This is a genomic window from Winogradskyella sp. ABM4_392 (assembly GCF_056160445.1).
Genome location: NZ_JBSWXE010000008.1, coordinates 12501 through 27485, shown reverse-complemented (window position 1 = coordinate 27485; position 14985 = coordinate 12501). Strand labels below are relative to the sequence as shown.

Annotated in this window: 8 protein-coding genes; 5 read left to right on the top strand and 3 right to left on the bottom strand. The window is 33.5% G+C overall.

The genetic code is table 11. From position 1 onward, the window contains the following. Positions 1-15: 15 nt before the first annotated feature. The 3 genes from ACXAFS_RS13920 (at position 16) to ACXAFS_RS13910 (ending at position 5469) form a co-directional block, all read left to right on the top strand. Entirely contained in the window at positions 16-1083 is a 1068-nt protein-coding gene (locus ACXAFS_RS13920) for a DUF3810 domain-containing protein (protein WP_475307702.1), read from the top strand. A 76-nt stretch (positions 1084-1159) separates the two neighbouring features. After that, entirely contained in the window at positions 1160-4147 is a 2988-nt protein-coding gene (locus tag ACXAFS_RS13915) for an amidohydrolase family protein (RefSeq protein WP_475307701.1), read from the top strand. Positions 4148-4158: 11 nt separating this feature from the next. Next, entirely contained in the window at positions 4159-5469 is a 1311-nt protein-coding gene (locus ACXAFS_RS13910) for an amidohydrolase family protein (RefSeq protein ID WP_475307700.1), read from the top strand. Positions 5470-5818: 349 nt separating this feature from the next. On the opposite strand, the gene ACXAFS_RS13905 is transcribed toward ACXAFS_RS13910, so the two are convergent. The 3 genes from ACXAFS_RS13905 to ACXAFS_RS13895 all read right to left on the bottom strand — a co-directional run bounded on the left by ACXAFS_RS13905 (position 5819) and on the right by ACXAFS_RS13895 (position 12735). Further along, positions 5819-6616 (bottom strand): DUF6503 family protein, encoded by a 798-nt coding sequence (locus ACXAFS_RS13905; RefSeq protein WP_475307698.1) that lies wholly within the window; start codon positions 6614-6616, stop codon positions 5819-5821. A 106-nt stretch (positions 6617-6722) separates the two neighbouring features. Continuing rightward, positions 6723-10835 (bottom strand): T9SS type A sorting domain-containing protein, encoded by a 4113-nt coding sequence (locus ACXAFS_RS13900; protein WP_475307697.1) that lies wholly within the window; start codon positions 10833-10835, stop codon positions 6723-6725. A gap of 154 nt (positions 10836-10989) precedes the next feature. Next, complete coding sequence (locus tag ACXAFS_RS13895) at positions 10990-12735, bottom strand: T9SS type A sorting domain-containing protein (RefSeq protein ID WP_475307696.1); 1746 nt, start codon at positions 12733-12735, stop codon at positions 10990-10992. A 39-nt stretch (positions 12736-12774) separates the two neighbouring features. Here ACXAFS_RS13895 and ACXAFS_RS13890 point away from each other — a divergent pair, with 39 nt between their 5' ends. Together ACXAFS_RS13890 and ACXAFS_RS13885 are read left to right on the top strand one after the other, a co-directional pair. Beyond that, positions 12775-13572 carry a TrmH family RNA methyltransferase gene (locus ACXAFS_RS13890; protein ID WP_475307694.1) on the top strand — a complete coding sequence of 266 codons (798 nt, stop codon included), beginning with the start codon at positions 12775-12777 and terminating at the stop codon, positions 13570-13572. Between the two features lie 139 nt (positions 13573-13711). Beyond that, positions 13712-14944 carry a M48 family metallopeptidase gene (locus ACXAFS_RS13885; RefSeq protein ID WP_475307693.1) on the top strand — a complete coding sequence of 411 codons (1233 nt, stop codon included), beginning with the start codon at positions 13712-13714 and terminating at the stop codon, positions 14942-14944. Positions 14945-14985: the final 41 nt, after the last annotated feature.

Sequence of the window (14985 nt, the reverse complement as noted above, 5' to 3'; positions counted from 1 at the left end):
TCCTATTTTTGAGTCATGCTGAAAAACAAAAAACTCATCATTGCGCTTTTCTTGATTGTTCAGATTGTTGTTATTCAAATCTTAAAGCAATTTCCTGTATTTGTAGAGCAATTTTATAGTAATGGTGTTTATGTTTTCACCTCTAAATTAATGCGCTATGCCTTTGGTTGGTTGCCATTTTCAATAGGTGATGTTTTTTATACTTTAGCTGGTATTTATATAATTCGTTGGATTATCATTAACCGAAAACGTCTTTATAAGGATACTAAAGACTGGTTATTAGACATTTTAGCAACCTTGTCCTTGGCTTATTTTGCGTTTCATGTGTTGTGGGCATTTAACTACTACAGACTTCCACTATACAAATCGTTAGATCTTGAAGCCGAATACACCACAGAACAGTTGGTTAATTTCACAAAGCGATTAATTGAAAAATCGAATAATCTACATCATCAATTAGCCATAAATGATTCAGCAAAAGTGGACATGCCTTTTACCAAATCTGAAGTTTTTGATATGGTAAAAGACAGTTACAAAACATTGTCTGAAACCTATCCGCATTTAGATTATAATCCTGTAAGTATCAAAAAATCAATTTACAGCGTACCACTAACTTACATGGGATTTTCAGGGTATTTGAACCCTTTTACAAATGAAGCACAGGTAGATGGATTAATCCCAACCTACAAATTTCCAACCACATCGTGCCATGAGGTTGCGCATCAATTGGGCTATGCCGCAGAAAACGAAGCTAATTTTATTGGTTGCTTGGCCGCTATTAATAACAATGATCTTCATTTTAAATATTCTGGTTACACCTTTGGTTTACGCTACTGTTTGGTAGAAATCTTTAAACGCGATAAAGATTTATACTACGAGATTCTTGCTACAGTAAATAAAGGTATTTTAATGAATTACCAAGAGGTGCAAGACTTTTGGAAATCTTACGAAAACCCAATTGAACCTCTTTTTGAAAAAACCTTTGATAATTTTCTTAAAGCAAATAATCAAGCTGACGGTATGAAAAGCTACAGTTATGTTGTAGCCTTATTGGTAAACTACTTCGAAAATAAATCGCTTTAAAAGTTAAAAAATCTTAATTCAATTTTTCAATAGCCTTTAATCGCTATCTTTAGAATTCAAATTAACTAACCATTTTATGACAAAAGTATTTTTACGGCTGCTCATTTTTATGTGCAGTTTTTCGCTATTTGCACAAGATTATTTTCCTAGTAATACTGGTGTAAAATCTAAAAACACTAATTACACTGCGCTTACAAATGCTACAATTTACGTTTCTCCAACAGAGGTTTTAAACAATGCCACTTTATTAATTAAAGACGGTAAAGTTGTAAACGTAGGCACTTCAGTAAACATTCCGAAAAACACCACAACCATTGATGTTTCAGGAAAAACCATTTACCCTTCTTTTATAGATATCTATACAACGTTTGGTGTAAAAAATCCAGAACGTGGTGGCAATGGCCCAAGATATGGTGCCAGCAGAAGTGGCTTTTACTGGAATGACCACGTGATGCCAGAGCAAGATGTGATGGCAAGTTTTAACTACGATTCTAAATCAGCAACAGAACTACATCAACTTGGTTTTGGTGTGGTTAACACGCATATGCCAGATGGTATTGTAAGAGGAACTGGTGCTCTTATTGCCTTAAATAATGATGCGGATAATTCACTACGCGTTGTAGATGGCGAAACCACTCAGCATTTTTCGTTTCGTAAAAGTGTAAAATCGCGTCAATCTTACCCTTCTTCAATTATGGGAAGCATGGCTTTATTGAGACAGATGTACAACGATGCCAAATGGTATGCAGGTGGCAATGTAAATACTAAAGATTTATCATTAGAAGCCTTAAACAAAAACACATCGCTTTTACAAATTTTTGAAGCTGGTAGTAGAGCCAATCTTTTAAGGGCTGACAAAGTTGGTGATGAATCTAATGTGCAATATACCATTGTTGGTGGTGGTGATGAATATGAACGCATTAACGAAGTAAAGCAAACTAATGCTACAATTATTCTCCCAATTGACTTTAGATTAGCTTACGAAGTAGAAAATGCACACTTAGCTTCAACATTATCATTGAGCGATATGCGTGCTTGGAATCAAGAGCCTCATAACCCAAGATTATTGGCTGAGAATGGTATTAATTTCGCCTTAACAACACATGGTTTAAAGTCTAAAAAATCATTTAAATCTAATTTACTAAAAGCCATAGAAAGCGGACTTTCTAAGCAAAAAGCACTTGAAGCGTTAACTACAGTTCCTGCTTCGTTATTAGGAAAATCTGATGTTTTAGGTACTTTAAAAGCTGGTAGCTATGCCAACTTTTTAATTACTTCTGGAGATATTTTTGAAAAGAACACAAAACTCTTCGAAAACTGGGTTCAAGGTGAAGCGCATGTAATTGAAGACATGAACAACAGAGATATTGATGGTGATTACAAATTTAAATTAGCAGGCGAAGATTACAAACTCTCTATTTCTGGAAGTACATCAAAACCTAATGCAAAACTTGAAAGTGGAGACCATCAATTAGGCTCTAAATTAAACTACGCGAATGATTGGGTTAACCTAACCTTTAAAACTGCAGATAGTACAAAAAGTGAATTTATTAGAGTAGTAGCCAATGCTGCAAATAGCAATAGCCTAAATGGTAAAGCCATTTTACCAAATGGTAATGAATTGTCATTTTTTGCAAGTAAGGCAAGTTCAAACGAGCAAAAGGACTCTAAGAAAAACGATAAGAAAGCCTCAGAAGCTTCAAGCGAAAGTATGCATCCTATTACCTATCCTAATTTAGCTTTCGGGTTTACTGAACAACCAAAATCTGAAACCTTATTATTTAAAAATGCAACGGTTTGGACCAATGAAAATGATGGTGTTTTAGAAAATACCGATTTACTCATTAAAAACGGTAGGATTTCAAAAATTGGTAAAAACCTTTCAGACAAAAATGCTACCGTAATTGATGCTACAGGAAAACACATTACTGCTGGAATCATTGACGAGCATTCACATATTGCAGCTGCTTCTATTAACGAAGGAGGACAAAATTCTTCTGCCGAAGTTACTATAGAAGATGTTATAGATGATGAAGACATCAACATTTACCGAAACCTTGCTGGTGGAGTGACTTCGATTCAGATTTTACATGGATCTGCAAATCCAATTGGTGGTCGTTCGGCAATTATTAAATTAAAATGGGGAGAATCTGCTGATAACCTCATCTACGAGAATTCACCAAAGTTTATAAAATTCGCTTTAGGTGAAAACGTGAAGCAATCCAGATTTAGTAATAATGAGCGTTTCCCACAATCTCGTATGGGAGTTGAGCAAGTGTTTGTAGATTATTTCACAAGAGCAAAAGCTTATGACGATGCCAAAAAAAGTGGTAAACCTTATCGTAAGGATTATGAGATGGAAGTTTTAGCTGAAATTTTAAATAAAGAACGTTTCATTTCTTGCCACTCTTATGTGCAAAGTGAAATAAATATGTTGATGAAAATTGCAGAGCAATTCAACTTCAACATTAACACATTTACACACATACTTGAAGGTTACAAAGTTGCTGATAAAATGAAAGATCATGGTGTTGGTGGCTCAACCTTTAGCGATTGGTGGGCATACAAATACGAAGTAAATGATGCTATACCTTACAACGCGTCTATAATGCACAATGCTGGTGTAGTTACTGCGATTAATAGTGATGATGCTGAGATGTCTCGTCGATTGAATCAAGAAGCTGCAAAGTCTGTAAAATATGGTAATGTTAGCGAAGAGGATGCATTAAAGTTTGTGACTTTAAATCCGGCGAAACTACTTCATTTAGATGATAGAGTTGGTAGTCTTAAAGTTGGTAAAGATGCTGATGTTGTTTTATGGTCAGACCATCCACTTTCAGTATACGCAAAAGCAGAAAAGACAATCATTGAAGGTGTAACTTACTTTGATTTAGAACGCGACAAACAAATGCGAAAAGCCGTTCAAAAAGAAAAAAGCGAGCTTATTAACAGCATGCTTCAAGAGAAAAATAAAGGGTTGAAAACACAGCCTATCCAAAAGAAAGAAAAAGAGTTATTGCATTGCGATTCTATGGATGGAGAGCATACAACACATCACCATTAAAACTTATTAAAATGAAAACATTAAAATCTATAAATATTGTTCTTTTAATGCTGTGTGTTACTTTCAATTTTGCACAGCAAACACCTGCACCAAAGCAAACTAAGGATTTTGCTATTGTTGGTGCAACAGCACATATTGGCAACGGAGACGTTATTGAAAACAGCATCATTGTGGTGAGCAATGGTAAAATAACAACGATTGGACCTGAAGCTTCTACTCCACTAACCAGACAAGCTATGGATATCATTGATGCCAAAGGCAAACACGTGTATCCTGGATTTATAGTTTCTAACGGAACCTTAGGTTTGGTTGAAGTCGATGCTGTAAAAGCGTCTAACGATCTTTCGGAAATCGGTACTTTTAATCCTAATGTTCGTAGTATCATTGCTTATAATGCAGAGTCTAAAGTTATAGAATCTATGCGACCGAATGGTGTTTTACTTGGGCAAGTAGTGCCTCGAGGTGGACGTATTACAGGAACCTCTTCTATTGTACACTACGATGCTTGGAACTGGGAAGACGCGTCTATTAAAACAGACGATGGTTTACACATTAACTGGCCAAGTAGTTTTAGTCGTGGTCGTTGGTGGCTAGGTGAAGATCCTGGATTAAAACCAAACAAAAACTATAGTACTCAGGTAAAAGAATTATCAGACTATTTTGCTGAAGCTAAAGCTTACAATAAAGGCAGTAAAAAAGACAAACACTTGCCGTATGAAGCGATGTCTAGTTTATTTGATGGTTCTAAATATTTATATATTAATGCAGATGATGCTAAAAGTATTACGGACGCTGTAAACTTTGCGAAAAATCAAGGTATAGAAAAGCTAACTATTGTTGGTGGTTACCAAGCTGGCGATGTTGCCGATGTGTTAAAACAAAATAATGTATCTGTTATGTTGCAACGCGTACATTCATTACCAGAATTAGAAGACCATGATTATGATTACACATTTAAGCAAGCTAAAATATTAGTGGATGCAGGTGTATTGGTATCTTTAGAAACTAGCGGACAAATGGAACGTATGAACTCTAGAAATTTACCATTTTACGCAGGTACTACAGTAGCTCATGGCTTAACAAAAGAGCAAGCGCTTCAATTAATAACATTGAATCCTGCAAAAATAATGGGTATAGACGATATGTATGGTAGTTTAGAAGTTGGTAAAAGTGCAACACTTTTTATTAGTGAAGGTGATGCCTTAGATATGCGAACCAACAAATTAACTCATGCCTTTATTGATGGTAGAAATGTTAGTTTAGAAACACATCAAACTAAGCTTTGGAAGCGTTATTCTGAAAAGTATAATCAACAAGATTAATCCAAAATGTATCCATAACATTGAAAAAAGTTTTAGGTTACTTTATGTTAATATTTGGCATTTTATGCTTTCTTATCATTGGAGGTGGCTCAATGAGATATAGAAACAAGAGTGTCTATTTTGGTTATGACATAGATGAATTATTAATTATTCTCTTATTTTACATTCTTACACCTATTATTGGATTTTTCTTGATAAAATTTGGGCTTAAGTTCATTAATAAAAAACAAAGTTAAAAATTGAAAGCGAGCTGAACAGCTCGCTTTTTTATTTGTTATCATTCTGAAATGGTTTTAGAATCTAGAACAAAAATGAGAATCTGAAACAAGTTCAGATTGGCAGATTTTCATCACTTTACGATATTGGCACCTTCTGGCATTTTAAACATTGTTACTTCTGGTGCTTTTTTAGACAACAAAACATCGGTAAACGCTACTGTATTTCGCTTTTCTGTTGGCAAGCTGTTTTCATACTTATACCAATCTATTGATTTAGGTAATTTCAAACCATTAATGGTTTGCCAATTGTTATAACGAATAAAATGAAAATCTTTACTCTTTTCATCCTTACCGAAAGTTACCGTATATCCTAACCATGCCATTTCACCTGTGGCTTCATCATAGTAAATTTTATATTGGTCGTCTGGAGACTCACCAACTCCAGATTCGTAAGAAATTAGAATTCCTGGATAGGTTTTTCCATCAAAAGTAAGTGATTCAATATCATCATATATAATACCATCGTCACCTAAAACAAAAGGCATCGCATAAAAATAAAACATTAGACCTTTGTAAAACTTAGCATTGCCTTTGTACGGTTTATTATCCTTCTCTAAAACCCATTGCGCTGTACCATCATAACCCATTTTATAATCTGGTGTTTCAATAACTTCTGCTCTGGTTTTTAGATTTAAGGTGGTCACTTCTTTTCCGTTTGGTTTTTCCATTGTAAAGGAAAGTGACTTCATGGTATTCCAAGCATCTATTCCGCCATGTGCATTAAACACTTTGGTAATTGATTCAGGATAAATACTTGTAATTATGTCTTCTTTTGATATTTCATTTACAACTGTAGATTCTGTTTGTTTTTCATTTTTACATGCTGAAAATAATACGGTAAAAAGTAAAAGATAAATTGCTTTTTTCATGGTTAGATTTATTAATTGCTGAATTGGACGAAATCTATTTTTAAACATTACAAAAAAAGCTTCAGAATTAATCTGAAGCTTTTTGTAAAATATTATAATCTAACGTTTATTCAATAATCAACTTTTCAATAATTAAGTTGTTTCCACTTCTAAGTTGAATAAAATACAAGCCAGCATTTAAAGAGGACACATCTAATTCTACAGTACTATTAAATTCCTTTTTTGGAATATTAATCGTCTTACCTTGAATGTCTACTAAAGATACCGTTGTTGTATTTAAAACATTTTGACTTAAAGTAACCTTTACTTTGTCTTTTGCTGGGTTTGGATAAATCTGCACTTCAACATTATCAAAGTCATTGATAGATAATGGCTCTACAAATTCAGAATCAAAACGGTTGGTTATAACTGGTGCATTGAAATCAAAATAAATAGCTGCAGTATTTGGTATAATATCACCAACTGCATAACCTGGAAGAGGCTTTATTCTAAAGTATACAAAACCTATACTTCCTGCCGCATCATCTTGCTCTGCTGGTAAATTAATATTGTCAAAATACCACTCTAAATCTCTTCCTGTTCTAGTAACCACATAATCGTGGCTAGAGCGCAACATTTGAAATGTTGACTCATCTAGTTGAGCATTTAAGGCATCTTCAATTCTAACAAAAATGGCTTCTGCTGTTCCTAAGTTTTGGAATCGTATCGTATAATATAACCACTCATCTGAAACTACAAAATCATCATATACTATATCTGGTCCGTGAGCTTCCATTTTATCATTTGGATCCCAAGACCCAACTACAACCTCAGACAATGTTGAGTAATTATTATCTGGTACTAAATCATTAGTGTCAGTAAGATATGTTGCAGTATTTGTTACAATATCATCTAGTGCTACACTTGCAGGACACGTCATTGAAATTCCAATACTCTCAACGTCTCCTGGTTGTAGGTTTACAAAATCTACCGTAAAACCATTGGCAGTATTTGTTATGGTGTAAGCAGGATTTACACTAAATGTATTATTAAAAATTAGTTGAGAATCTAGAGTAAACTCAACAGATCCAGAAGCTATAGTCGTAAAGCCTAAATTCTCTAAATACAAGTAATTAGTGTGAGTAAATCCAGGTCTTGGAGGTGCCCAATTATTGATTAGGTATACCGCTAAGTCTTCACAACTTTGCTCTTCAACAACAGGAAAATCTACAGTTACAGTGCTACCAGTTGCCACAGAAACACCGTTAAAACTCGTTGTAGTTATATCATAACAAGCTTCTGATTCATCATATAAATTAAAGGTAATATCATATGAATCTGTTTCGTTAGCACTAATTATTTGAAAACTTCCTGATGAAGAATTTACTGTATTAATTACACCATCTCCATTAACTTCATAAGTAAAATAACCGTTAGTAAAACCAAACTCGTTAGCATCAAAGACACTATTAGTATTGGCATCTACAAAGGCATTAACTTGAATAAAACCAACAGATGAAGCGCAAAAGACATCAAAGTCAAACTGCGCAGTACAACAACTACTACCAGACGTACAACTCACTGTACCATCGGTATCAAATCTAATAGATAAAGTATCACCTGTGGAGGTATATGTTAATCCTGCAAAATCACCACCATTACCATACGGTAAATCAGGGTTTAAAACTGTGCCGTCAGAATCTTCAATATAAAGTTCGTCCCAATTAACCTCAATACCACCAGTATTAAACACTACTGTTAAAGGCTGACCATCCGAACTTTGAAAATTGAATTCTGTAGTATCATTATTACCATAGCAATATGTTGTATTTACAGGTCCATCCTGACAAATAATTGTTTGATTTGGATTTGCTCTGGTCGTAAAACTAAACTCATTACAATTTTCGGCCGGACCATTTGTATTGTAAGGTACAACTGTTACATAATACGTAGTTTCATAATCTAGTGTTTCTAAATCATATTCATATACTGCACCTACATCTACATTATCAATAACTTCGGTTCCTCCAGAAGTAAGACCAACAGACACTGTATAGCCTGTTACAAAACCAACTGCTGGACTCCAACTTAAATCTACATTTTCACTAACATCAATAGCACCATCTAAGGGTTCGGATAAGGCTTGTAGACAATCTGGAATTACACTTGTATCTACACAAGACACTTCGTACGTTATTGACGTATAGTTTTGAGTTTGACATGAGATACTTCCATCAGCCTGAACGAAAATAGTGATATTATCTCCTGAAGAGGTAAATACTAAACCAGACAAATCACCATTATTACCGTACGTTGTTTCGGATGGGTTAAGATTAGTAACACCATCAGAATCTAAAATGACTAACTCGTCCCAATTGTTTTCTACAATTCCTTCTATAAAATTAACTTGAAGTGGAGTTCCATCAGTACTTTGATATATGTATTGTATTTGAGTGTTATTTTCGTAGCAAAAAGTATTTGTTATTGGTCCTTCTTCACAACTAAACTCTAATGGACATGAAGCATCAGTAGATATATTGAAGCTAGAAATTGAATAACAATCGTCATTTAGATTTTGAACTCTAACATATATTGTCTCTAATGTAGATTGCAACGAATAACTTTCTGGCGAAGCAATAGCATTGTTATTAGTATTAGCTAAAACAATATCATTGAAATACCCAATTATAAATTGAGATGCGTCTAATCCATTTAAAATTTCGGGTAAATTAGAGGTTAAATCAAAAACAGCATTAGGCTCACAACTTGTTAAGTCAGTTGCAACTTCACTTATTGACGGAGAGTCAGTTACTACAACCTCAAAAGTTACAGTCTCCGAACAGCTTTCTTCTGATGAACGTACTTCTACAGTGTAGATTCCAGCTTCACTTACAACAATTTCTGGAGTGGTTTGAAATGTACTCCAATCAAAAATCCAATTTCCATTAGAATTTGGCGCAGGATTCAATACGACCTCTTGCCCATCACAAATCGTATAGGTCGTGTCTGAAATAACTTCAGGTATTTCTAATATATTTAATGTTATTGTAGTTAAATCATTAACACCCGTTGCAATTTCTTCAACCCTTACATGAATAGTTTGAGTACTATCCGTATTCATATAATTTGTAGGATTGGCAATTTCATTTATTTGCGCTTCTGCATCAGTCTGAGAAGTAAAATACGAAAAGAGGAAATTTGACACATCTGCTCCATTTACAATTTCAGAATTTAAAGATGTTAAATCAAAAGTTACGATATTGTTTATAGTTTCTGAACATTCATTCATCGTAACAGCACTCAGTGAAATACAATTAACATCTGCAACAAGATCTAAAGGTAATACTTGATAACAATTACCAAAATAAGACCTTATACGTACATAAATAGTTTGATTGAAAGCAACAATATTAGTGTAATATTGATTTATTGCATTTGAAAAAGACTCGGCATCGGCCAAAGTTTCATGATAAGTTATACCGTATAAATCAGGATCTTGCTGACCAAGAATCTCTTGATTTTTAGAGAATAAATCAAACTCTTCAAAGCCATCATTATTTGTATCACAAACAACTAATGGTGAAGGAGAATTGAAATTTGGAACATCGCTTACACTAAGATATAGATTATTATTAGAACTAGCAGTATAGCAACCTGTTACGTCATTCTCTACTCGCACATATAGTGTTTGGAAGTAAGGTGTAGTGTTTGTAAAAGCTTCTGGGTTGGCAATTGCATTAACATTAGTAATAGCATCTTGAGCAGTTAAAAAGTATGAAACTGTCAGATTAGGTTCACCTCCCATAAATACATAAGAACTTTCTGTTAGATCAAACACAGCAAAACCATCTACACCACATGAAATCTGCTCTGCGCCAAAATTATCAACAATATTCGGGTTTACTCTAAGATTAAAATTAGTTATCTCATAATTCCCTGTAGATAATTCAAAAACCCTGACAAAGATTGTTTGTGGATTTGTTACATTATAATAAGGACTCGCTAATGGATTAACATCTAGTTCAGCACTATTTAAAGATTCATGATAAGAGACAATATAGTTTGCTGCATCTAAACTTCCTAGTATTTCAGCATCCTTTATGGTTAGATCAAAAGCATTTGTACCATCTCCATCATCATCACAAACCTCATAATCTGTAGGTTGATTAATGCCTATTTGGCTGTAGGATTTTAAAGAAAAGAAAAGGGGAATAAGGAAAAAGAGTAATGTTTTTTTCATGAATGATTGATTTTTAGTTTATCAAACTAAGTTTATAGCACCTTAATATAAGACATCTATTTGACTTACAGATATAAAACAGATAAACACATAAAATTCCTACCTGTGATGTAGACTTAGATTTCTAATATTGAAAATCTGTTTGTAGTAATTATTACTTCACAATCAATTTTTCAATAAATGAGTTGTTTCCTTTTCTAAATTTTATGAAATAAAGCCCTGAATTTAAAGAAGACACATTCAATTCAATACTATTGCCCAATTCCTTTTGTGGAACATTAATCATTTTACCTTGAATATCAAACAATGATAAATCAGTAGACTTTACTACATTCTGATTTACCGTAATAATCACTTTCTCTTCAGATGGATTTGGAAAAACACTTACTTGTGTAGCATCCAACTCATTAACTGAAAGTGTCTCTACAAAAGTTGTATTAAATGTGTTGGTTATAATTGGTGCATTAAAATCGAAATAAATTGCCGCATTGTTTGGAATAACATCTCCTATAGCATAACCTGACTTAGGCTTTAGTCTAAAATATACAAAACCTACACTACCAGCAGGATCATCTTGTTCTGCAGGTAAATTTATGTTATCAAAATACCACTCTAAATTATTACCAACTCTTGTTACAGAATAATCATGACTTGATCGCAACATCTGAAATGTCCTTTCATCTAACAGAACATCTAATTCATCTTCAATTCTAACAAAAATGGCTTCAGCAGTGCCTATATTTTGAAAACGAATGGTGTAATATAACCATTCATCACTATTAATAAAATCATCATAAATCAAACTGGGACCATGGGACTCCATTTTATCATTAGGGTCATATGAACCAACAACTGCTAAAGTAAGACTAGAATTATTATTTATCGGATTAAAATCGGTAGAATCTGTTGTATAAGTAGCATTACTAATTAGAATAGTACCTAATGGCACATCAGAAGGTAATAAAAAATTAAAGTCTACATAAACTTCTTCTCCTGCTTCTAAACTGGTAAAATCTACACTAAAACCATTAGTTAGCGGTGAGGCACTTAAATTAGGACTAGAAAAACTCATATCCTGAAACAAAAGCTGATCTCCATACAAAAATTCCACATTCCCATTTTCTACTGTAGTTGTATGCTCATTAGAAATATATAGTCTATTTGAATAGGCAAAACCAGGTCTTGGAGGTGCAGAAATTCTTACAATATCTACAGAGATATCTTCACATTGCGAACCATTGACTATTAAATCTAATTCAACAATTTCCCTACAATTATATTCAACCGGAAATGGGTTAAGAGATACACACGCAAATATAGTTTGATTATTAGGTGTAACATTTGTGTATTCTAAAGGTAAAGGATTAATTAGATTAATAGCGTCATCATATGTTTCATAAAATGTTAAATAATTACCTAAATCTGATGGTTCAGATATAATTTCTTGACTTTTTGAATATAAATCAAAAACCGAAAAACCCGAGTCATCAAATTCACAATTAAATAAAGGCGTAGGCCAATTTGCCGTAGGTGCTGTTCCAATAATTAAAGGTTCACCTGCAATCAAAACATTATGCTCTTCACTATTAATAGGATCAGCTCTTCTGTAAATATCTTGGTATTCAGATGCCAAAAAACTTTCTGCATTAAGAGCATTAGCAGAATTTAAAGCATCTTCTTCACTTAAATAATAAGTTAAAGGATAATAATTAGAAGCTTCACTTGATGTTATACTGCAAAAATTAAATGGAAAAATCTCACTTAAATCTACCAAAACAACACCATCTAAATCTTGGTCGCAAATTACTATTGGTGTTATACCACAAGGTGGTGGTATTTGAGCATCTAAATTAAAAGTAATTAGAATAAGCAATAAGATATTAAGTAGTTTTATCCTCATTTTTAAAGTATTTTTACTCTTTAAATTTATAACAATAATATGTCAAAAGTTATAAACAGTGTTAATAATCCACTTATAAAACAACTTTATCAGTTAAAGGAAAAATCGAGGCAACGCAAAAAGACAGGACAATTTTTAATTGAAGGCAAACGAGAACTATCACTTGCTATTAAAGGTGGTTACAACATTGAAACACTTTTATTTTTTCCTGATTTATTTTCTGAAAGTGAAGCACAATCAATGAGTCGTTATGGTATTGATATTATTGAAATTTCGAAAGAAGTATTTCAAAAATTGGCACATCGAGACACAACTGAAGGTGTTATTGCAGTAGTAAATAGCAAAACACATTTGCTTGAAGACTTAAAACTAACCAATAAAAATCCTCTGATTTTAGTTGCAGAAGCACCAGAAAAACCTGGTAATGTTGGCGCACTTTTAAGAACAGCTGATGCTGCTAATGTTGATGCCGTGATTATTGCCAATCCAAAATCAGACTTATACAACCCAAATATTATTCGCTCTAGTGTTGGCTGTGTCTTTACAACTGAAATTGCTATGGCAAGCACTACCGAAGCTATCGATTTTTTAAAACATTACAATTTCAATATTTTTTCGGCTATTCTACAAGAATCTGAGCCTTATCATACGCAAGATTACACTTTACCAACAGCTATTGTGGTTGGTACAGAAGCCACAGGTTTAACCCAAGAGTGGCGCGATGCTGCAACCCAGAATATCAGCATACCAATGCAAGGTGTTATCGATTCTATGAATGTATCTGTTGCCGCAGGAATCCTTATTTTTGAGGCCAAAAGACAGCGAGACTTTAAATAAAACTAACATCGTCAGTTCGAGTGATTTTCGAAGGATGAGAAAATCGTATCGAGAACATTATAAGTTAAAAAAGCTTCTCTATACAAAATTCCTAAGGGAATTTCACTCGAAGTGACGGAACAAAACATATCACAAAGAAATGACCTCAGACATTCTTTTCTACATCATCATAGCCATTATCCTTATCAATTTTATGAAGGATAAAATTCTAGATGCATTAAATGCCAAACATTTTAATGATGCCATTCCAACAGAATTAAATGATGTTTACGATGAAGATGAGTACAAAAAATCGCAAGCCTATAAAGCCACTAACTACAGATTTGGCATTTGGTCATCGCTTTTCTCATTAGTGTTAACCTTAGGTTTTCTGTTTTTGGATGGTTTTGAATATGTAGATAATATAGCCAGAAGCTACTCGGACAAACCAATTATAGTTGGTTTAATTTTCTTCGGTATTATTATGATTGCCAGTGATATTATTACAACACCATTTGCATACTATAAAACCTTTGTTATTGAAGAAAAATTTGGCTTTAACAAAACCACAAAAAAGACTTTTATTCTAGACAAACTAAAAGGTTTACTAATGATGGCTATTCTTGGAGGTGCCATTATTGCTTTAATCATTTGGTTTTATCAACTTACCAAAAATCAATTCTGGCTGTATGCTTGGGGAATTGTAACGGTATTCACGGTATTCATGAATATGTTTTATTCTAAGCTCATTGTACCAATGTTCAACAAACAAACACCTTTAGAAGACGGAGAACTGCGCAACAAGATTTCCGACTATGCAAAGTCTGTAGGCTTTAGCCTTAACAAAATTTTTATTATCGATGGCTCAAAACGTAGTACCAAAGCCAATGCCTACTTCTCTGGTTTTGGAAGTGAAAAACGCGTTACGCTCTACGACACTTTGGTTAATGATTTAGACGATGAAGAAATTGTAGCGGTTTTAGCGCACGAAGTTGGGCACTACAAGCGCAAGCATATCATTTTCAATCTGGTGTCTTCTGTTTTACTTACAGGACTAACGCTTTATATACTATCAATTTTCATTTCAAATCCGTTGTTATCTAATGCTATTGGAGTTGAAAAACCAAGTTTCCATGTTGGCTTGATTGCTTTTGGACTGCTCTACTCACCTATTTCAGAACTTACAGGTTTAATAATGAATTACGTCTCACGAGTTTTTGAATACCAAGCAGACGACTATGCCAAAAACACTTACAAAGCTGAGCCTTTAATTACCTCATTAAAAAAACTGTCTAAAAATAGTTTAAGCAACCTCACACCTCACAAAGCCTATGTGTTTATGCATTATTCACATCCTACGTTGTTGGACAGAGTTAGGAATTTGAGAAAATGATGGACTTGACTTTGTAAAATAAAAAAACGAACTTCGTTAAC